The organism is Coriobacteriaceae bacterium (assembly GCA_025757745.1).
Lineage (GTDB): Bacteria > Actinomycetota > Coriobacteriia > Coriobacteriales > Coriobacteriaceae > Collinsella.
This window is the reverse complement of record CP107217.1, coordinates 2,068,271-2,089,460: the sequence shown is the minus strand read 5'-3', so window position 1 is coordinate 2,089,460 and position 21,190 is coordinate 2,068,271. Positions and strand designations below refer to the sequence as shown.

Sequence of the window (21,190 nt, the reverse complement as noted above, 5' to 3'; positions counted from 1 at the left end):
CTAAATCGGAGGTTTGACCATGGCTATGTGGGATCTCAACTGCCAATCGAATCCGTCGTCTGCGGACGACAAGGAGCTCGCTCCCTATCTTGCACGTCAAAAGGCGATGCGCGAGTTTTTTGAGCGTGCGCTGTTTGCCCCCAAGGATCAGGGCAACAATGGCCTGTACTTTTTGGGCGCCACGACGGGCTCGGGTAAAAACTATACGGCCGAGCAGGTCACAGCCGACCTCATCGCCGGTGGCTGGGACGATTCGGGCTGTTTTAACAAGTGCCCGGGCCGTCGTTACCTGGTGTTTGTGGTGCCGGGTAAGGACAACCGCGACAACTACGTTGCGAGCGTGCGCAAATTGCTGGTTGAACAGGGCATGGATGGCGATGCCGCGCAGCGCATGGTGTTCGATCTTCCGCGTGCGGGCGATAACATCCTGCATTGGATTGAGACTACGCGCGGTAAGGGCGCCGTGGGCGTGCGCGACATTCCGTGTCCCATCGAGGCGGACGACGAGAGCTCTCATCGCATCATTAAGCGAGCGTGGGGCAACGCGATGGAGATCGCCGATGACCTTTTGGGCATCCTTGACACTCGAAATCGTCTGGGAGGTGTTGCAGACCGTTTGACCCCCGCCCTTCGCGACAAGCTATCGTCGGCGGATGCGAGCTTGCGTTGGGCTGTGAGCCACGAGCTCAAAAACATCACGCGCGGCATGGAGGTGATCCCCCAGATTTGGCCGTCTGCCCTGCTCAATGACGAGAGCATACCGCATGTGATTGCCCTGACGCCGCAAAAGCTCATCAATAGGATCGATACAGTGACCGGTGCAGGCGTTGTGCTCTTTAACGCAATGGCTGCCGAGAAGGGCCTGTTTATCTTTGATGAAATCGACCACATGAAGGCCGACATACTGTCGACGCTGACAGACGATCCCGTGACGTTTCAACCGGACGAAGTATTGCGTATCCTCGATCGTCATTTTAACGGCGGTGTGGTGGACCCCTTGCTACTGGGGAATCGAGATCAATGGATGGCGGTCTATACGCACGCTTCCACGTCGGGCGATCACAAAGGGTCAAACGCCGAGAGGAACAGGGTTTCGCGGGCGAGCGTAGAGGAAGATGCCGAAGAAATCGCCAAGGATGCCAAGAAAATTCAAAAGGCACTCGCCTCTTGTATTAAGGACATGAAACTGCGTCCGCCTTTTGCGCTGTCTGACGAGGCGAAAGAAGAGCAGCTCTCCGGTCGACATCTGTTTGGCAGCGACGATATTTCGGTGGGCGACAACTCGGCGAATCCGTTGCGCTTCAAACTCAATGAGGGCGGTACTCGCAATATGATTATCACTCGCGGAGGGAGTGGGCAGCAAACCGTCAGCAAGGCGGTGCGTCGTGCACGCGGTCTGGTCAGGATGGTGGTGGGTCATCTCGCCCGTTGCGCCACGCTTATGGACAAGCTGTACTACGGCAGCATTTCGTACAAGGACGACCTTTCGCGCAAGAACATCATCGATGCCCTGGGCATTAGGAACAACCAGACCAGCGAGAAGTATTTTTGGGATTCGTTGATGCTGGCGCTGTTCTTTAAAGATCGCAAGAATGACGAGATCGATGCCGCCGACGACTCGATGTATGCGCGTGGTGTCGATTATCTAGTGATGGAAACCACCATCGAGCACATGTTTACCACGTACCTAACCAGCCACGGCATTGAGCGCATGCCCGAGGCCTACCTTGCCTCCATTGCCGCCAAAGCGCCTTGCGTGTGCATGAGCGCAACATGGAGTGCGCCGACCGTCAAAAACTTCAACCTCGATTACCTTGACGAGGTTCATGGCGTGGTTCGCAAGGACGCTTGGATTGGCGAGCTCAACCAGGAAATCGTGCGACAGACTAAGCTGTTTAACAAACAGGCTGCGAAGGAGTACGACGTCGATATTGCCTGGGTGGATGAGTCCAAGGAAATTGCCGGCATGGTCGCGCTGGCAGGCGGCGCCTTTGGCGGCATCATTGTGTCGCCCGACGAGGTGTACGAGCGCGCGATGCGGTTCTTTGACGGGATTGGCGTGAGTGAGGGACTTGCGGTGCGCTTGCGCTTAAAGATTGCTGACAGGGTGGGCGTGAGCGACGCCAAGAGCATCGAGTTTGAGCTGAAGTGCCTGAGCAAGACGCTTGTTGCCGTGAGTACTTGGGCCCGTGGTGTGGCGCGTAACGAGCAACGGGCGGGAGCCGTTTTTACCACGCGCCACATGGGAAACCATGGCGAATTCAATAGTCTGGCGCTGGATCTTGCGCGCGAGATTGTCGCGGAGCTGGTGATTAGAAACATCAAGTGCCCCGAGATGTCGTACGAGAAATCGCTTGAGGCCGCCAAGGACATGGTGCCGTGCTTTAACGCTGCGGAATGGGATGCAGGTTGGCGTGGCGCTCAAAAACGTCTCGAGCTGGGCCAGCCGACCCTGATGTTTATCAATCTTTCGGCCGGTGGCTTTTCCAAGAATCTCAAATACAAGGTGCCGGAGAATCTGTGCGACATGGTTCATCAGGTCGATTGCGGCTTTGAAAATGCCGACCGTCGCCCCAAGATGGATCTTGATTTCTTATATATCGAGTCGCCCACAAGTCGTTTGACCTGGGGAGTGGAGATCAACTCAAATAAGTTTGTCCAGCAGGCGCTACTTGGCGTGGTGGAGCAGGAGGAACTGGTAGCGCGCGGCGAGGTTCCGTTTACTCAAAAGCGCCGGAACGTACGGATGCTTCTATCTGGCGTTAATAAGAGCCTGCCGGTGCGCGACACCCTCTCTTATCAGGTCGAAGGCGCTCGCATTGTGGCACAGGCTGTGGGTCGCCTGATGCGCACGAGTGTAAAGATGCCTTGCGTGCAGGTGCTGCTCGACCGCGAGATTGCGAACGATTGCAACTTTTCGTTCTTGCATGATTTGCCGATGGGCTACGAGCTTGAGCAGGTGGTTGGTGCCTGCGCCGCTGCCAACAACCATATGACGGACAACAAGGAACACGCTGCCGTTAAGCAGCAGAACCTTGCCGCCTTTAGGAACAACCTTGCCAAGCAAAAGCACGAAAAGCTGGCGTGGAAAGTTACCTCGCTAAACGCCGGGGACGAAGATCTCACTGCTTTTGATGGCGAGCGCGACTTTTACCTGCATCATTTTTGCCTGCCGTGGGAAGATCTCGCGCAATACCCAGAGCGCCGGAGTACCGCGCTGCGCATGTCGCATGCTGCAAATGGCTATGCCTATGCAGAAGGCGGGGCATGCAAGGTGCCGCACTTTGAATTCCCTAGCTACGATGGTGAGCCCGTCGAGCAGATTGCTGCTCGTCTGGAGGATCGTTGCCACTGCAAGGAGGGCTTAAAGGGCGCGACGGTTCGCCAGGTGAGCCAGGCGGCGGCGCGCGTACCCGAGCTGCTGTCAATTCGCGAAGTGCGTGAGCGTTGGTCGAGCGACGGGGTGCCCACAACGCTGCAGCCGGCGGCGACGGCGCACATGACGCCCTATATGTTCCAGGCGGTCTACCTGGGTGAGCTGGGAGAATCTGCCGGAAGGGCAATCTTTGAGGCATATTACGACGGCCGCTATTCGCTTACGCGTGGCGATGCGGCACACGCCGAGACAGGTGGCGACTTTGAGGTGCTCGATGCTGCTGGCAACACGACCGGGGTATGGATCGATTTTAAGCACTATCGCATCGGTGCCTATATCGCTTATGTTCGCGACGGTCGCGAGGCGTCGGATGCCGAGCGCTTTAGGGCGAAGGCTCAAAAGGTTGGGGCGAAACGCCTGCTAATCGTCAACGTTTTGGCTGATGAGGCAGCGCTTGAGTGCGTGCCCAAGGCACTCGATGCTGAGGGGACTGTGTTCTCCGTTCCTTATATGGCCGCCGACGGTGCAATCAATTTGGAGATGATGGAGGCGATCGGCCGTGCAATCGAAGCATAACCAGCCGTGCGGTTTGGGAGACATCGCCGTATCAGAGCTCGTGTTGCAGCTCGATGCCGCTGCTGCCGAGGAGCGCTACTCGGTCTTTTGGTGCAACGTCGGCGATGCGGGCAAGCATGCCGTGGCGAACTTTATGGCCGATGTGTGCCAGACGGGCAAGGTCGTCGCGCTCACGCAGCTTGCAGACAACCGCGTCTTTCTGATGGTCAAAGCGGGCGTGCAGACGGGCGACCTTAATGCCTCGCTTTATCAGGAGCAGATAGTTCCGATTAAAACTAATTGGAACGAGTTGGACGATTACGTTGCGCTCCGCTTGCTGTTCAACTCCTGCTCTCAGTTTGAGGGGATTGAGGACGAAGTTCCCAATGACACCGGGCACCTGTATGTCATTAGCGCCAAGGGTGCCCGCCGCGATGCTGTCGAAAGCGACGGAAGGGGACCTGCCAAGATCGAAACGGTTGAAATCGTTATCGATGAGGATTGCACCTTTGATCTTAAGATTCGGACGTTTACCAAGCGCCGTGTGCTTATTGGCAGGGCACAAGGTGACGAGAAAGAGCTCGAAAAGATTAAGAGCCAAGTGGGCTACAGGCTATCGCCCGTGGCGACGATGGTGCTTGCCCACGAACAAAAAGACGAGTACATCCTGCGCCGAGCCAAGGGCGACAAGCCGTCCAAGCGCCGTGATCTGACGTTCTCGGCCCAGGCGGACAAGGTCGCCTATACCAAGAAGGGCATTTTGTATCGAGAGCTGCAGATTCTCGAACGCCGTTACAGCGACTTCGCCCGGGTGACGCTCATGGAATACCCGCGTAAGAGTTTCTACGAGGTGCTCAAGGGTGATGAGTACGCGCGCGTGGTTGCGGAGCGCATGGCGGGGCAGCGAATCGTGGTGTCGTTTGCGCGCAATGGGCTTGCCGAAGTGGCGCGCCAGCTGGCCGATCGACTTAACGATTCCTCGTGGGGCGTTCGCGCAACGTATGGCGGAAGGGCCGTGGATTCGCGGGCGCTGAACCTTGTCGTTGTGCCCAATGAGGTTGCTGAGGACGACGGCTATGCCTTACATGCTGGCGTGGTGGAACAGCACGTGACACCGGATGTGTGCGAGCCACTGTTTAAGGTGGCGCCAAAGCAAAAGGATCGCAATGCGCAAGAGGCGATCCTGGGCGCCATGCTCAAAGAACTGCTGGTAAAGCAGGATGTTGTCGACGAGCGGGTGACGGCGTTTGATCTTGATGCTTTGGATATTGAGTCGGTGACGGTGTGTGGCTTGGTCGATGTGCCGCATAAAACAAAGGACAAGATTGAGCTGGATTCGCGTATCGCTACGTTGGCGATTGGCGCGGATGGGGGCATGCGCTATGCCTCACATTCGGCAGAGGATGGTCCCGAGTACGAGATGGAGCTCGATCTGCTGACCGCGGACGGCAAACTCGATAAGGGCGCCTATGTCTTTGACGTGCATGCGGACGGGCAGTCTATGCTTGCGCGCGTGCGGGATACGGGACTGACGACGTTTTCCAATAACTTTATGGCCCTGGTGGGTGAGCATCAGCTCACAGGCAAAGCAGGGCGTAAGAAAGAGATTTTCGAGAGCTACAACTCGCCTTATTACGGCATTGGAACGTTCGAGCGTGCGGGCAAGACTTGCTATTTTGTGGGCGTCAACAACGGCACCCAGGAGGATATGGCGACTGCGATTCACGTGCGTTCGATTGAGGTACTCGACGGCGATGATTTGTCTGAGTTGTTGGTTCAGCTGGCCAACATAGGCCTTTCGCGCTATAAGGCTCCGTCCGTGTGGCCGATTCCGGTCAAGTATCTCAACGAGTGCGCTGCGCGTGAGGGCGCGGTAGAGGATGGCGGTGGCGACAAGTGATGGTGTTGCGCAATTATCGCTCCTAGAACTTTTTGAAATTACGCTTGCATTGTAAAAGGGGAGAACATATACTGCAGCCATAGCACATCAGATGGGGTCTCAAAAAGAGACCAAGCAAACGAGTTTTCAGTTTATGTTGAGAGGTACTTGAGCATGACCAGCAGAATTTTCCCCCTTTACAACGACAATACCGACCATATCGATCTCAATACCATCTACGGTTGCAGTATTGGTTCTAAGGCCGAGAACTACATGTTCGCTCAAGATGATCTAGAGCTTAGCTCCGAAGATTATGAGTACCTGAATGATATTGAGCGCGAGCGGGAGTATGAGGTCGGCATCCGCTGATGGATGTGGGCTTGTCTCCAACTCCTCCGATTTAATTACCCCGTTATCACCTCTTTTTAGCGGGGCATATTGGATCGATTATGTGTCAAACATCAGCTCATCGTGGGAAGGAATCGGCAATGAGCAAGAACGTGAACAAGAACATCAATGGCGGCGCTGCGGGTAAGGCGAAGGCCGCCGGGCGTATGGCGACAGTTGCTGCGGCAACGATCGCCATGACGGGCGGGTCGCTGCTGTCTCCGCTGACTGCGGTGGCGCAGGGTGCGAACGGTGCCGACGCTACTGCGAAGCCGGCTGCGGTGCTGTCTCCGTTGACGAGCGCGGCTGCTGCTAGCGCTGGCGCGGGCACGGTGTCAGCGGTGCAGAAGGTCGCCAACCTGCAGGCTGCGGTCGATGCGGCTCGCGCTAAGGCCGCTGCTGCCAAGGCCGATTTGGATGCGGCCGCCGCTCCTTACGACGCCGCCGCTGCCAACCAGCAGCAGGCTCAGAGCGCCTACGATGCGGCCCGTGGCACAAGCGACGCTGCCGCTTCTGCAGCTTCGGCCGAGCTGGAGCAGCAGATGGGTGCCGCGCAGGACAAGGCCGATGCGGACGTGAAGGCGCTCGAGGACGCTCAAGCTGCACTCGATGCCGCAAAGAGGGATCTGACGGACAAGGGTGAAGCCCTGACCGCTGCCCAGAAGACCGCCGACGATGCCCAGGCTGCGCTCAAGTCCGCGCAGGCCGCTGCTGCCGATGCCACGCCCGAGGCTGTTGCCGCGGCTCAGGCCGCTGCCGAGCAGGCCGCGAGCGAGCTGGAGCAGGCAAAGCAGCAGGCCGCCGACGCGCAGGTCAGGCTTTCGAATGCCCAGGCTGGCGTTGATGCCGCCGCGGCCAAACAGCAGGACGCGCAAGGCAAGCTTTCGGCAGCTCAGCAGGCAAAGGATGCGGCCGATAAGGATGTGAATGCCGCTCAGGCGAGCTATGACGCCGCCAAGGCCGATCTCGACCGTGCCGAGCAGGGTGCCGCGGGCCCGGAGTACGAGGCTGCCAAGGCCAAGGTGGACGCCGCCGCTGCCGCGCTGGACGCCGCCAAGTCGGTCCAGGCGCAGCGCGAGGGCGAACTCGCTGCTGCCTCGCAGGAAGTGACCACTGCCGAGGGTGAGGTGCAGGCTGCTCAGCAGGCGCTCGCCGTCCAGCAGCAGGCTGCGGCTGACGCGCAGTCCAAGTTGGACGCTGCCACGGCTGCTGCGACCGCGGCAGACGCCGCCGTCGATCAGGCTAAGGCCGAGCATGCCAATGCGCTTGCGGCGCTGGCCGACGCTCAGGCCAAGCTCTCGGCCGCTAAGGACGAGAAGAACGCTGCCGACAAGGCGCTCGACCAGGCAAAGGCTCAAAAGCAGCAGGCCGATCAGGCTGTAGCTCAAGCGCAGGCCAAGCTCGACGCCGCTCAGGCTACGGCGAACGCCTCGGCGGAAAACTACCGCCAGGGCGCCATTGCGTTCTTTAAGAGCGTGGGTGCCGACGATGCGGCGGACCTGATTCTCAACTGCAAATATGCCAGCCTCACCAAGGTGGGCGAGGAGGTTGACGCGACGAGTCTGACCAACATGAAGCAAGCGATTGTGTGGCTCAAGGCGTGCAACAAGTATCGTGCGAGCGTTGGCCTGGGTGAGCTCAAGGTGACGTATGCCATGATGGCGACCGCGATTGCCGATGCGAATTTCTCCGATACCAAGACTGCGCACGCCATGCAGTTCAACGTGGGCGAAAACGTGGCGTGGAACTACGGAAGCGACCCGTTCATCCAGTGGGTCGATCAGGAGAAGGCCGTCTTTGACCGCGCTGCGGCTACGCTGGGAGCGACGGGCCTTACGGGAAAGGCTGCTTTTGATTTCTACGAGCAGCATGGCGACGAAATCGATCGCTACGTGGCTGCGCATGGCGGGAGCGTGCATACAGTCGGTCACTACATGAATGTGATCGATCCCGATTACACCGTAACGGGTATGGGGGTTTGCACGCGCGGGACGATGAACCGTTGGCTTACGCAGGCGCAGACGTTCTCTATGTCTGGAGGATGGTACACGAATGCCGCCAATCCGATGACGGTTGCCGAATACGAGGCCGCGCTTAATGCGTGGTGTGACTCGTTGGCAAATCCTGGGCAGGGCGTGGACGCGGCTCGTCAGGAGCTTTCTGCCGCTCAGGGCGCGGCTGCGCAGGCTGGCGGCAAGGTGAGCGCCGCGTCGCAGGCCGCCGCTGCAAGGCAGGCTCAAGTCGATGCTGCTGCCGCCGATGTTGACGCTGCTGCCGCTGGGGCCTCGGATGCCCAGGCTGCCGTGGGGGAGAAGCAGGCCGCGGCTGAGGCCGCTGCGCGTGCCGTGGCTGATGCCCGCGCCGACGTGGACGCTGCCAGCGCTGCGGTTACCGCGGCGCAGAGTGTCGTGACTGCCAAGTCTGATGAACTCGATGTCGCCAAGGGCAAGGCTGCCGCTGCCCGGCGTGCGCTGGATGCCGCTCGCGCCGGCGTTGGCGACAAGGAGAGCGCGCTTGCTGCCGCCCAGGACGAGCTGGCTGCGTACTCTGCCGACGTTGCCGCTGCTCAGCGTGCATTTGATGCGGCCTCGGCGGTGCTCGAGGGGGCGCGTGCCGTTCAGGCTGACGCGCAGGCTGCAGTGAATGCCGCGCAGGGTGCGGCAGGCCAGGCAGATGCCGACGTCGCTGCTGCCCAGGCCGAGCTTGTTGCCGCCCAGGCTGCTGCGAGCGGTGCCGGCACGGCTGTGACCGCGGCTCAGGCCGCATCCGTCGCGGCTGCTGCTCGTGCGGCTCAGCTACATGATGCCGCCGCGGCGCTTGCTCAGGCGACGGAGGACAAGGCCGCTGCCGATGCTGCTGTTGAGGCAGCGGCTTCGGCGAAGACCGATGCCGAGTCTGGCGTGACTGCGGCGGACGACGCCGTAACGGATGCGACCGCTGATCGCGATGCTTCTGCCGCCGCGGTTGCCCGCCTGCGCAGGATCAACCTTGCCGACGCCATCGCTAGCGGCCGTGCCAACGATGCGGATGAGGCGCTCAACGCTAAGATCGCTGCAGCCCACGATGCCGCCGAGCGCGCCGCAGCTGCCAAGATTGAGCTCGACGCTGCCGTTGCTGCGACGGATGCTGTGGCACCTGCCTACTTGGAGGCGCTTGCCAACTATACCGCCGCCAAGGCCGAGCTCGACCAGGCTATTGTCGAGCTCAACGCCGAGATCGCTCGCCAAGAGGCCGCCGAGCGCGGGAATGGCGAGCAGACTCAGCCTGCGACGCAGGTGACGTACCAGGCCAAGCACATGACCTCGGCGTCCGAGGCCACCGCGCAGCAGACGACGATGCCCGCCACGGGTGACGTCTCCAACCTGCTGGGCGAGACGTTCGTGATCGGTGGCACGGTCCTGGTTGCCGCCGGCGTCTTCCTCTCCGACAAGCGCCGCCAACTGATCCGTTAGGGACGGAGGAAAACGGATTATTTTCGGCGCGCGCCGCAAGGGCATGGGTCCTGCGGCGCGCGCCGCTTTTATCTTCAAGGTTAATTAAGGAGGGACATATGCAAATTAGAGGAGAGGCTGCGATTGCCTGTGGGTTCATGGCGGGCTTGGCAACGGGACTGCTGTTCGATGGATGTTTCGACAGTTGCATCAATCGATTCCGCGATTCTGGTTTTTCGAGAAGTAAGCCCCAAGAACCGGAGCTAGTCTGTCAAAAGATGGCCGCGCCGACTAAGCCCCGCAGCGTGGATACTTCAAAGATCAAGGTAATCGTCACCAAGAACGGCAAAATCTATCACCGCTCTGCGGGATGCAAGAACCTTCCTCAAAACGCCATTAGAACAAGCGTGCCACTGGCGACCGCGCTCAAACGAGGAAAGACCCCCTGTTCAGTATGTTGCCCGCCAGCGGCTTAGACGATTCTTCGGGGGTGTTCTGCAAGGACATGGGTCCCTGCGGATACATGGGTTTAAAAACGTGTCCGCACGGCATGGGACACTTACCCTGCCGCCCTGCTCTGCCGCGGCGGCATGTACCCAAACAACGATCCTCTAAGGAGTTCGATACCAATGAGCGATAACACCAAGCATCTCGCAAAGAAGTGCGTCAAGGACGCGGGGCCGTGCCTCGCGTTGTGCCTTGCCGGCGCAGCGGTCGCGCTGCTGGCTGTTCTGGGGCCATTCGACGTGCTCCGAAGTGCCAGTTCTCTGCACGTTTGCATGGCCCTTGCCGGCGCCATGATGACCGGCGGCGTACTCGATCTGATTTTTTGGGTGCTCGACCCGTTTGGATGGAAGAACGAGGGGTAAGCCCTAAGGGATGGATACCCCGCAGCAACAGGAGGTCCCCGTGATCTGGTTTACCGGCGATACTCACTTTGGACACGAGAACATGCTACGGCTTAGCGATAGGCCTTGGTCGACTGTTGCGCAGATGAACGATGCCATGGTCGCCAACATTAACAGCAAGGTTGCTGCGGATGACGAGCTCTACATCTTGGGTGACTTTAGCTTTAAGATGACGGTCCAAGACGCCTACGAGCTGCGCAAAAGCATTGTCTGCAAGCGCGTCCACCTACTGCCCGGCAACCACGACAAAGACTGGACGCAGCCTGCCGTAGCGGATGCTTTTATCGTCGAGCCGCCCATTTGCGTGCTCAAGATTGACCGCCAAAAAATCGTGCTGAGCCACTATCCCATGGTCGACTGGCAGGGCATGTCGCACGGTAGCTGGCATCTGCACGGGCATATCCACAGCTGTGGCGACGCGTACAACAAGTTCAACCTCAGACAGGGGCTGCTGCGCTATGACGTGGGCGCGGACGCTAACAGCTACGCCCCGGTGAGCCTGGAGGAGCTCAAGTCGTGGTTTGTGCAGGTAGACGAGCCGGTGAGCTGCGTCAAGTGGCCGTGGTGGGTCAACGCCACGGGCAACGAGCAGATCGAGCACGATCTCGAAACCTATAAGAGGGAAGTGGTGATCCGATGACGGTCTATGTGACGGGCGACATTCACGGTGGCGTCGACATGCAAAAGCTGCGCGACTGGGATCTTGGGGATAGTCTGACGAGTGACGACTATCTGATTGTTGCGGGCGACTTTGGCTTTCCCTGGGATTTCTCTGCCGAGGAGTGCGCCGATATCGCCTGGCTGGAATCGCGTCCCTATACCGTGTTGTTCGTCGACGGCAACCACGAACGCTTCGACCATTGGGCGGAGCGCCCTATGGAGCTGTGGCATGGTGGTCTGACGCAGCGCCTGTCGGACACCTCGCCCATACGGCGCCTGACGCGCGGCGAGGTTTTTGAGCTCGACGGCTCAACGATTTTTACCATGGGCGGCGCCACGAGTGTGGATAAGGAATACCGCATTCCCTATTCCAGCTGGTGGCCGCAGGAGCTGCCGGATGAGCGCAACTTTGAGGAGGCGCGGGCAAAGCTCGACAGCGTGGGTTGGAAGGTCGACTACGTGATCACCCACACCTGCTCTACGCGCATGCTTTCGCCCACGCTCTATCCGGGGCCTGGCTGGAATTATCCCGCCGTTGATCGGCTGACGGCATTTTTCGATGAGCTGGAAGACCGCTTGGATTACAAACGCTGGTATTACGGGCATTTTCATCGGGATGCCAACCCGGCCGAGCGCCACACCGTGCTCTACGACTGTATCGTTCGCCTGGGCGACGAACTCCAGCCCTGGGATGTTGCGTAGGGGTGGAGTGAGCGGCTACTCGGCCGTTACGGTGATGTTTTCCCGGTGTGCGCGGATGACGTCCCAGCTAAAGTGCTCGACCAGTTGCTCGGCAGAGCGCGGTGTGGCGTCCGGTGCGATGCCCGTTTGCCTGGCGAGCCAGCCCAGCAGTGCCTCGGGCGTGCCAAAGCGGGCGCGGAGCTCGCCCAGGTCCAGGTCGCGGTCGCGCTTGGAAAGGCGACGGCCGTCCGGCGACATGAGCAGCGGAATGTGCGCGTAGTGCGGCGTGGGAAGTCCCAGCAGATGCTGCAGGTAGATTTGGCGGGGCGTGGAGCCCAGCAGGTCGCATCCGCGCACGACCTCGGTAACGCCCATGGCGGCGTCATCGACCACCACGGCTAGCTGATAGGCAAAAACGCCGTCGCTGCGGCGCACCAAAAAATCGCCGCACTCGGTGGCGAGCGCCTCGCATTGGGCCCCGTACGTGCGGTCCACGAATTCGATCACGTCGCCCGCGAGGTCGTCGATGTCGGGCACGCGCAGGCGCGTGGCCGGGGCGCGCAGGGCACTGCGGCGGGCGACCTCTTCGGCCGAAAGGCCTCGGCAGGCGCCGCGGTAGATGGGCGTGCCGTCGCTGGCGTGCGGCGCGCTCGCGGCGTGGAGCTCGGCACGCGTGCAAAAGCAGGGGTAGGTGAGGCTGGCGTCTTGCAGCTGGCGCAAGGCGCCCTCGTACAGGTCGAGGCGATCGTGCTGGTAGTAGGGGCCTTCGTCCCACTCGAGTCCCAGCCAGGTCAGGTCGTCAATCAGTTGAGTGGCAAGTTCCGGGCGCTTGCAGCGATCGTCCAGGTCCTCGATGCGCAACACGATGCTGCCGCCCTGGCTGCGGGCCGAAAGCCACGCGCACAGGCAGCTGAACACGTTGCCCAGGTGCATGCGGCCCGAGGGCGACGGGGCAAAGCGGCCCACGACGGGGGTGGGAACGGGGGCGGGCTGCGTCGTTGGCGCGTCCGCGGCGGGCGTTGCTATGTTGCGTGTTTTGATATCCATGCGGACGAGTATAGCGCGGGGCGCGATGGGGAGGCGTCACTGTGGTCCGCAAGTTGTTGAGGACCCGCATTGTGTATTGTGGGCCGCAGGCTCGGTGCTTTGATTCCTGTCCATCAACTCAGCACCTTAGACAACAGAAACCCCGGCAGCTCTTCGCAACTGCCGGGGTTTCCGCGGAAAAGGGGGACATGATCCTCGAGCGAACGGGAAAGGGGCAACCGTTATCGCTCAACTGCTTTATGCCCCTTGCTCACAGGCTCAATCAGCGCGTGCCGCAGCAACACAAAGCCGCTACACCTGTGACGGAGCTGTGAAGTGGTATCTATTGCTGGCGCAGGACTCGGCCAAAGAGCGTCCCAAACGACAAATTTGTTGCAGTCCGTCGGTTCAACCCAATGATCCGTTTTCCTCCGTCCCCAATAGATCATTAGGAACGTCCCTAAGTGCCAGACTCGGGTGGGACTTTTGTCCCATTTGACGTTCCGTTGGCCCAGATATTCGTCATGCGTACCCGCAAACGTGGGACAATGGCGCTGTTGGTTTTACAGACAAAGGATGTGCCTATGAACACCCTCGCCGCCAAAGTCAGCCGGCAGCGCCGCCCGTTTGCGCGATTTGTTTCCATTTGCGCGCTCGTCGCGTGCGCACTGCTGCTGTTGCCCGCCGTTGCACGTGCCGACGGCTACTCCATGAGCCAAACCTATATCGGTGCCACGGTCGAGGCCGATGGCTCGCTGACCGTTGTCGAGGGACGCCAGTTCGATTTCGACGATGACATTAACGGCGTGTATTGGGATATCAATACAGGCTCTAACCAGCAAGGCGGCTCGGTGGTCGTCAATGTGCTGAGCGTCGAGGAAGACGACACTGCGTTTAACAAGGTCGACAGCGCAAACAAAGGCGACGACGGCGTTTACACGGTGGAGCAGTCCGACGACGGCGTAAAGATTAAGGTGTTCAGCCCTCACGAGAGCGGCGACAGCGCAATCTACTACGTGAGTTATTCCATGACCGGTGCGGTTATGAACTGGGCCGATACCGCCGAGCTCTACTGGAAATTTGTGGGTGACGGCTGGTCTGCGGACTCCGATGACGTCGAGATGGAAGTCTACTTTGCAAATGCCGCTGCCGGGACGGCCGCCGTCAAGGGCGATAACTTCCGCGCATGGGGCCACGGCCCGCTGACGGGCGACGTGTCACTCGATGCGGACGAGCCCATGGTCACCTATACCATTCCCTGCGTGCATGAGGGAGAATTCGCCGAGGCACGCATCGCCTTCCCCAACGACTGGGTGCCGCAGCTCGCCGCCTCGAGCGAAGAGCGCATGTCGACGATTCTGAGCGAAGAGAAGGAATGGGCCGACGAGGCCAACGCTCGCCGTGAGCACGCGCGTGCGGTTGCCGGCGCGATTGCCGTGGTGTGTGTTGTCGTGGCGGTTGCCTATACCGGTGTGATCGTGATGCTTAAGCTGCGCAGGCCCAAGCCCAAGCCACTCTTCCAGGACGAGTACTTCCGCGATGTGCCCTCGGCCGACCATCCCGCGGTGCTTGCAGCTCTCATGAGCTGGAACGACGTGCCCGATCAGGCATATATCGCCACACTTATGAAGCTCACCGACGACCGCGTGATCAAGCTGGAAGAAGCGACCGAGACCAAGAAGAAGGGTCTGCTCCGTCGCGAAAAAGAGGAGCAGACGTATCGCATCACAGTGACCGACGAGGCCTGGAAGGCTGCCAAGAAGGACGGCATCGATCGCGACGTGCTCAAGGTCTTCTTTGCTGGCGTTAAGCCCGATAAGGACGGAGTCCGTTCGCGCACGTTTAGCGAGTTGGAGGAGTACGCTAGCGAGCGCACCACATCTGTTGGCGACAAGCTCGAGGACTATCAGAGCACAGTTAAGGGCAAGCTGGAGGCGCGCGAGCTTATTGCATCGGATGGCACTATCGCGATGGTGGCCGGCCTGGTTCTCGGCATCATCATTGTCTTTGGCATTCTGGGCTCTCTGTTCTATACCGACTTTGCGGATGCCAACGTCGGTGCCGCTATGATCTCGATCCCCGTTACGATCGTGGGCTTTGTCCTGAGCTGCACCTTCCGCCGTTACACGCCGGAGGGCGCCGAGGTGGCGGCTCGCTGCAAGGCGCTCAAGCATTGGCTCGAGGACTTTACGCGCCTGAAGGAGGCTATCCCCAGCGACCTAATCTTGTGGAACAAACTGCTGGTGATGGGCGTTGCCCTGGGCGTTTCGAAAGAAGTGCTGCGACAGCTGGCCGAGGCCGTGCCTGCGGATCTGCGCAACAGCGACGATTTCTACGACAACTACCCCTGCTACTGGTGGTATTACCATCACTACGGCAACGAGTCTCCGCTCGATTCGTTCAACGAGGTGTATCACGAGACCATCCGCGAGCTGGCTTCGAGTTCCGATAGCTCGAGCGGCGGCAGCGGCGGCGGCTTTTCCGGTGGCGGCGGTGGCGGCGTCGGCGGAGGCGGCGGCGGAACGTTCTAGCGAGCGCTTGCTTTGGGGTGGATCTTTCTGGGCGGTTGCCAGGGAAGATTCATCCCATTTTTGTGCATCGAAACGGGTCAAACTTTCCGCTGCGGACCTTCGCGCAAGGGACAGTGGACAAAAAATGCCAAATATGAGTACTGTTGCTGCGTTGGTCACATATGTTTGCACATAATAATGGGCTCCTAATGAGAGTACTTCTCGTTAGGAGCCCATTTTATTGAACATTTGGGGAGTTATGTCAGCTCGTGCAGCTGGTCGTCATGCCTATAAGCATCAAAAATGCCCCAAATCGCTGCTACTAAAAAGGTAACAGTACTCATATTTGATGTTTTTTGACCAGGGCTATCTACAAACCCCCTAGGCCACTCATTGGGGACAGACTTAAATGACTAGTTGTTGGGGATCAGTCATTGGGGACGTTCTTAAATGACCAGGTGTGGCTGCTTGGGCTAGGCTGTTAGGTCGAGTTCGTAGAGAAAGCTTTCACGCGGCATGTCGTGACGACGCTCTTCGCGGTTGGCGCGGTGCGTGGCCGTGCGCTTAAAGCCGTGCAGCTCGTAGAACTTCCACGAGCAGTTGGAGTCGGTGTACAGGTGCGCCCTTGTCGCCCCGCGCGAGGAAAGGTACGAGACAGCGGCATCGAGCAACACCGAGCCAACGCCCAGGCCATGGACATCGGGATCGACGGCGAGCAGCGTGACTTCGTTGTCGTGCGGCAATGGGCTGCTCTCGAGCAGGCGGTTGTTGGTTCGGATGGTTGCGCGCACAAACGAGAGATACTCGGCGCAGGCATCGGGCTCCAGTTCGCGCATCTGCGACAGCAACGCGCGTTCGGTATCCATCCAATGCTCGTTGATAGTGACGCCGGGGCTCTGTCCTGCGCGTGCAAGCGCAATGCCGCGCGCCTCGCCGTCAATTACCGCAACCTGCGAAAACGTCGAGGACGAAAGGCAATAGGCGAGGTCGCATGCGGCCTCAAGGCGGTTGTACTCATCGTTATCCGAATTGTTATGCCAAAGCTGCTGCAGAATCAGCGCGATGGCGTCAAAGTCTTCAGTATCAAACGGTCGGTAGAGAACCCGCGAGACCATGGTGCCTCTTTCTTTTGCGGATGCATATCGAGCACAGTTCTACCACGCCATTGGCATCTAATTATGGTGCCCCTGTGTTCCATCAACTCACCGTGCTCAGCGGCGCCTCTGCAACCCCCGCTCGCAAACTTTTTCTGCACAGCCGTGCGTTGCGGGGTGCAACGTCGCGCTCGATGCGCTACATTGAATCAGTATTTTCAATGCCGCTGCGCGAGCGCTGCAGATCGACGTATCACCGACTCACAGAGCACGGCGGCGTACCAGACAGGAGGACTGCATGGGATCTGATGTGAAGATCGCACGCGCGTTGATCTCGGTTACCGATAAGACGGGCGTCGTCGATTTCGCACGGACGCTGGTCGATGACTTTGGCGTCGAGATCATCTCTACGGGCGGCACGGCTCGTGCCATCGAGGACGCGGGCGTCCCCGTAACCCCCATCGAGGAGTTCACGGGCTATCCCGAGATGATGGACGGCCGCGTTAAGACCCTGCACCCAAAGGTTCACGGCGCGCTGCTGGCCCGCCGCGATTCCGAGCAGCACATGCAGGAGGCTGCTCAGCACGGCATTAAGCTGATCGACCTGGTCGTCGTCAACCTGTACGAGTTCGAGAAGACCGTCGCCAACCCCGAGGTCACCTTCGCGGACGCCATCGAGCACATCGACATCGGTGGCCCCTCCATGCTGCGCTCTGCCGCCAAGAACGCCGCGAGCGTTACCGTCATCTCCGACCCGGCCGACTATGATGCCGTCCTGGCCGAGATGCGCGAGACCGGTGGCTGCACCACGCTTTCCACCCGTCGTCGCCTGCAGGTGAAGGTCTACCAGACCACCGCCGCCTACGACACGGCTATCTCCCGTTGGCTTGCCGCCCAGGCAAGCGACGTGGCGGACACCTCTGCCAAGCTCGAGATCTCGCTGGAGAAGGTCGACGACCTGCGCTATGGCGAGAACCCGCAGCAAAAGGCCACGGTCTATCGCTTTGCCGAGGGCTGCGAGAACACCGCGAGCTCGCAGTTCCCGCTCGTGGGCTCCGAGCAGATCCAGGGCAAGCCGCTCAGCTACAACAACTATCTGGATGCCGACGCCGCTTGGAACCTGGTCCGCGAGTTCGACGAGCCGGCCTGCGTGATCCTCAAGCATCAGAACCCCTGCGGCTCCGCCGTGGCCGAGGACATCACGGCCGCCTACGACCGTGCCTTCGCCTGCGATCCCAAGAGCGCCTTTGGCGGCATCATCGCCTGCAACCGCGAGGTTCCCTATGAGCTGGTTGAGCACTTTGCCGATCAGAACAAGCAGTTCGTCGAGGTTATCATCGCCCCGAGCTACACTGCCGAGGCGCTCGAGCGCATGGCCAAGCGCCCCAACCTGCGTGTGCTGGCTACCGGCGGCGTGGACCACGGCGCCCAGGTGGAGCTGCGCTCCGTCGACGGCGGCATGCTGGTGCAGGAAGTCGACCACGTGACCGAGGATCCCGCGACCTTCACGTTCCCCACCGACCGTAAGCCCACCGACGCTGAGATGGCCGAGCTCGAGTTTGCCTGGAAGGTCTGCAAGGGCGTCAAGTCCAACGCCATCCTGGTTTCCAAGGGTAAGGCCGGCATTGGCATGGGCCCGGGTCAGCCCAACCGCGTTGACTCTGCACTGCTTGCCTGCGAGCGCGCCGAGGACTACTGCGAGCGCGAGGGCGTGGAGAAGGGCGGCTTTGCCTGTGCAAGCGACGCGTTCTTCCCGTTCCGCGACAACGTCGACGTGCTTGCCGCGCACGGCGTGACCTGCATCATCCAGCCCGGCGGCTCCAAGCGCGACGACGAGAGCGTCCAGGCCTGCAACGAGCATGGTATTGCGATGGTCTTCACGGGGGCTCGCCACTTTAGGCACTAAGTTTCGCCTCGGGACAAAATAATCTCTGCAAAAGACGGTCGCTCCGTTTGGAGGGCCGTCTTTTTGGTATAAGAGGACGGAATGACTAACACGAAAGGTACAACCATGCCCCAGATTGATGATGCCGAGCTGTTTGGCAATGCCGAGGATCAGCGTGCGTACGAGGATTTCTGCGCCAATCAGGAGGCGGTCGAGAAGTTTACGCTCGACAAGCCCGCGCTTGTCTGCCGTTGGCGCATGTCCAACAAAAAGGTGCCCATGCTCAACCGACACATTCGCGCGCTGTCCGAGCGCCTGGTGCAGGGCGAGCCGCTTACCCATAACATGCTCAGCTGGGCCAAACAGCACGTTGAGTGGTCGCTTGCCGAGGGCGATTACACCGCACATGACGGCGTGCTCATGCTGGTGATCGACGTCAACGGCAACGCCGCCATGACGGTGGGGGAGTACGAGCCGCTCGCCGATACGTCGGCCAAGGCGCTGCGCGCCCGTTCTGCCGAGGCCCGCTCCGAGGCCGACGAAACCGGCGTGGCGCCCGAGCTGCTCGCCGCCGTCAACAACGGCGAGCTCGCCTTTGTGGTGCCGGCGGACGAGTGTCTGTGTGGCACGGCGACGCTCATCGAGCAGCTGGCCCAGACCAAGGGAATCCCGGTCACGCGCGTAGACATTCCCGCGCAGCTCAAGGGTGCTTTGTTCCTGGTGAGCGACGAGCACGGCGTGGTTCCCGCCGCCGATGCCGACGCCGCCGAGTCCGATGCCGCGACGGTCGCCTTCTTTGCCGACGGCTACGAAAAGCTCCGCGCCCGCCGCTAAATGATTTTTCTGGGACGGGGATTTTATAATCATTTGATCCCCGCACCCGTTGCGAGTGAGGGCGAGTCGAACCTTTCGTTCGCGAACAGTTCTGTCACCTTGTTGCCGCGCGACGCGTGTGCCGGCGACTTCGCGGCAATAATGGCTGTAAGACAACCAAGAAGGGAGCGGAATCCATGGCGCTGATCTATATCGTTGAGGACGACGAGCCCATTCGTCGCGAGCTTGCCGACATCCTTGCCCGTGCCGGTTTTGAGGTCGAGGCCTGCGAATCGTTTGAGCATGTCTCGCGCGATATTCTCGCTGCCGCGCCCGACCTGGTGCTGCTCGACCTCACGCTTCCTGTCAAAGACGGCCAGCACATCTGCCATGAGGTCCGCCGCGAGTCCGAGGTCCCCATCATCGTCCTCACGTCGCGCACGACTGAGATTGACGAGGTCATGGCCATGACGCTTGGCGCGGACGACTTTATCTCCAAGCCCTATAGCGCTCGCGTGCTCGTGGCGCGCATCAACGCGCTGCTGCGCCGCACCACGTCGGCGGGCGAGCGCAGCACCATGGTCCACAAGGGGCTGGAACTCGACCTTGCCCGCTCCACGGTCACCAACACGCAAACGGGCACCAGCACCGAGCTCACCAAAAACGAGCTGCGTATCCTCTCGCTGCTTCTGAGCCGCGCGGGCAAGATCGTTTCGCGCTCGGCCATCATGCAGGACCTGTGGGACTCCGACGCCTTCGTGGACGACAATACGCTCACCGTCAACATCAACCGCCTGCGCACCACGCTCGAAAAAATCGGCATCAAGGGGTATTTGACCACGCATCGCGGCCAAGGCTATTCGGTCTAGGGGCCGGCTATGTCGTTTGGCAAGTTCTTTAAAGATGCGCTGCTTCCCGTCGCCGTGTGGACGTGCGGTGTGCTGCTGAGCTGCTTTGTGCTGACGGTCGCCGGCGCACCCGTTTCTATCGTGGTCGTGGCGGTCGGCGTGTCCTTTATCTTTGGTATGCTCGGCATCGTGATCGAGTACGCGCGCCGTCGTCGTTTTCTGCGCCAGCTGGAGCGTGCGGCAGAGGAGCTCGAGAGTCCCGCATGGGTGCAGGAGATGGTGCAATGTCCGACCTATGCCGAGGGCGAGCTCGAGTACGAGGTCTTGCGCCGGGTGGGCAAAGCTGCCTGCGACGAGGTTGCCGAAGGCCGGCGTCAGACCGATGACTATCGCGACTATATCGAAAGCTGGGTTCACGAGGCCAAGCTGCCCCTGGCGGCGGCCCATCTAATTTTGGAAAACCTGGACGGCAGCGAAGACGATCTGTCGCGTGTGGATGACCTGGGCCGTGAGCTGGCTCGTGTGGAGCGCTATATCGACCAGGCACTGTACTACGCGCGCTCGGAAGTCGTGGAGCGGGACTACCTGATTCGCCGCTGGAATCTCAAGACCTTGGTGACGGGCGCGATTAAGGCCAACGCGCGCGAGCTCATCGCGGCGCACGTGGCCCCAGTGTGCGAGAACCTCGACTTCGAGGTCTTTACCGACGAGAAGTGGCTTGAGTTTATTCTGGGCCAGCTCATCCAGAACAGCATTAAATACGCGCGCGAGGACGGCGCGAAGATCGTGTTTTCGGGCGCGTTGCTGGACGAGGGCCTGGCAAGTGAGCGCATTGAGCTCACTGTTGCCGATAACGGCTGCGGCGTGAGCGCGGCCGACCTGCCGCGCGTGTTCGAGAAGGGCTTTACCGGCGACAACGGCCGCACCACCAAGCGCGCAACGGGCATCGGCCTCTACCTGGTGGCGCGCCTGTGCTCCAAGATGAGTATCGATGTCACCGCGGCATCCGAGCCCGGCGAAGGCTTCGTCGTCACGTTTGCCTTCTCGACCAACAAATTCCAATACTTTGAGTAGTCGTCGCGGTGTAACGTCCTGGAGCGTCATTGGTTGATTTTCAATCTCAACGCAACAGCCTGA

14 protein-coding genes are annotated in these 21,190 nt (G+C 60.3%); 12 read left to right on the top strand and 2 right to left on the bottom strand.

The annotated features are described in order from the left end of the window. Positions 1-19: 19 nt before the first annotated feature. The 7 genes from OGM60_09130 to OGM60_09100 all read left to right on the top strand — a co-directional run bounded on the left by OGM60_09130 (position 20) and on the right by OGM60_09100 (position 11,898). Positions 20-3,952: a hypothetical protein gene (locus tag OGM60_09130; GenBank protein ID UYI99038.1), complete on the top strand. Its 3,933-nt coding sequence runs from the start codon at positions 20-22 to the stop codon at positions 3,950-3,952. Next, a complete protein-coding gene (locus OGM60_09125; protein ID UYI99037.1) occupies positions 3,936-5,831 on the top strand; it encodes a hypothetical protein in 1,896 nt (631 codons plus the stop codon). Before OGM60_09130 ends, OGM60_09125 begins: the two co-directional genes overlap by 17 nt. A 153-nt stretch (positions 5,832-5,984) precedes the next feature. Further along, on the top strand, positions 5,985-6,179 hold the full coding sequence (locus tag OGM60_09120; protein UYI99036.1) for a hypothetical protein: 195 nt from the start codon (positions 5,985-5,987) through the stop codon (positions 6,177-6,179). A 119-nt stretch (positions 6,180-6,298) separates the two neighbouring features. Then, on the top strand, positions 6,299-9,649 hold the full coding sequence (locus tag OGM60_09115) for a hypothetical protein (GenBank protein UYI99035.1): 3,351 nt from the start codon (positions 6,299-6,301) through the stop codon (positions 9,647-9,649). 608 nt (positions 9,650-10,257) lie between these two features. Then, positions 10,258-10,497, top strand: a complete 240-nt coding sequence (locus OGM60_09110) for a hypothetical protein (GenBank protein ID UYI99034.1) — start codon at positions 10,258-10,260, stop codon at positions 10,495-10,497. 40 nt (positions 10,498-10,537) lie between these two features. Further along, on the top strand, positions 10,538-11,176 hold the full coding sequence (locus OGM60_09105; GenBank protein ID UYI99033.1) for a metallophosphoesterase: 639 nt from the start codon (positions 10,538-10,540) through the stop codon (positions 11,174-11,176). Beyond that, positions 11,173-11,898: a metallophosphoesterase gene (locus tag OGM60_09100; GenBank protein ID UYI99032.1), complete on the top strand. Its 726-nt coding sequence runs from the start codon at positions 11,173-11,175 to the stop codon at positions 11,896-11,898. The genes OGM60_09105 and OGM60_09100 overlap by 4 nt, the downstream gene beginning before the upstream one ends. 15 nt (positions 11,899-11,913) lie before the next feature. Here OGM60_09100 and gluQRS read toward each other — a convergent pair whose 3' ends face one another. Continuing rightward, entirely contained in the window at positions 11,914-12,924 is a 1,011-nt protein-coding gene (gluQRS, locus tag OGM60_09095; GenBank protein UYI99031.1) for a tRNA glutamyl-Q(34) synthetase GluQRS, read from the bottom strand. Positions 12,925-13,487: 563 nt separating this feature from the next. Between gluQRS and OGM60_09090 the strand changes: the two genes are divergently transcribed. After that, a complete protein-coding gene (locus tag OGM60_09090; GenBank protein ID UYI99030.1) occupies positions 13,488-15,434 on the top strand; it encodes a DUF2207 domain-containing protein in 1,947 nt (648 codons plus the stop codon). Positions 15,435-15,886: 452 nt separating this feature from the next. Here the strand turns inward: OGM60_09090 and OGM60_09085 are convergent, their stop codons facing one another. Next, on the bottom strand, positions 15,887-16,528 hold the full coding sequence (locus OGM60_09085) for a GNAT family N-acetyltransferase (GenBank protein UYI99029.1): 642 nt from the start codon (positions 16,526-16,528) through the stop codon (positions 15,887-15,889). 277 nt (positions 16,529-16,805) lie between these two features. Here OGM60_09085 and purH point away from each other — a divergent pair, with 277 nt between their 5' ends. The 4 genes from purH to OGM60_09065 all read left to right on the top strand — a co-directional run bounded on the left by purH (position 16,806) and on the right by OGM60_09065 (position 21,127). Next, on the top strand, positions 16,806-18,413 hold the full coding sequence (purH, locus tag OGM60_09080; protein UYI99028.1) for a bifunctional phosphoribosylaminoimidazolecarboxamide formyltransferase/IMP cyclohydrolase: 1,608 nt from the start codon (positions 16,806-16,808) through the stop codon (positions 18,411-18,413). 105 nt (positions 18,414-18,518) lie between these two features. After that, positions 18,519-19,226, top strand: coding sequence for a hypothetical protein (locus OGM60_09075; protein ID UYI99027.1), 708 nt, complete (start codon positions 18,519-18,521; stop codon positions 19,224-19,226). 176 nt (positions 19,227-19,402) lie between these two features. Further along, entirely contained in the window at positions 19,403-20,074 is a 672-nt protein-coding gene (locus tag OGM60_09070; protein UYI99026.1) for a response regulator transcription factor, read from the top strand. A 9-nt stretch (positions 20,075-20,083) separates the two neighbouring features. After that, the gene (locus tag OGM60_09065) at positions 20,084-21,127 is read left to right on the top strand and encodes a sensor histidine kinase (GenBank protein ID UYI99025.1); all 1,044 of its coding nucleotides are present in this window, start codon (positions 20,084-20,086) and stop codon (positions 21,125-21,127) included. Positions 21,128-21,190: the final 63 nt, after the last annotated feature.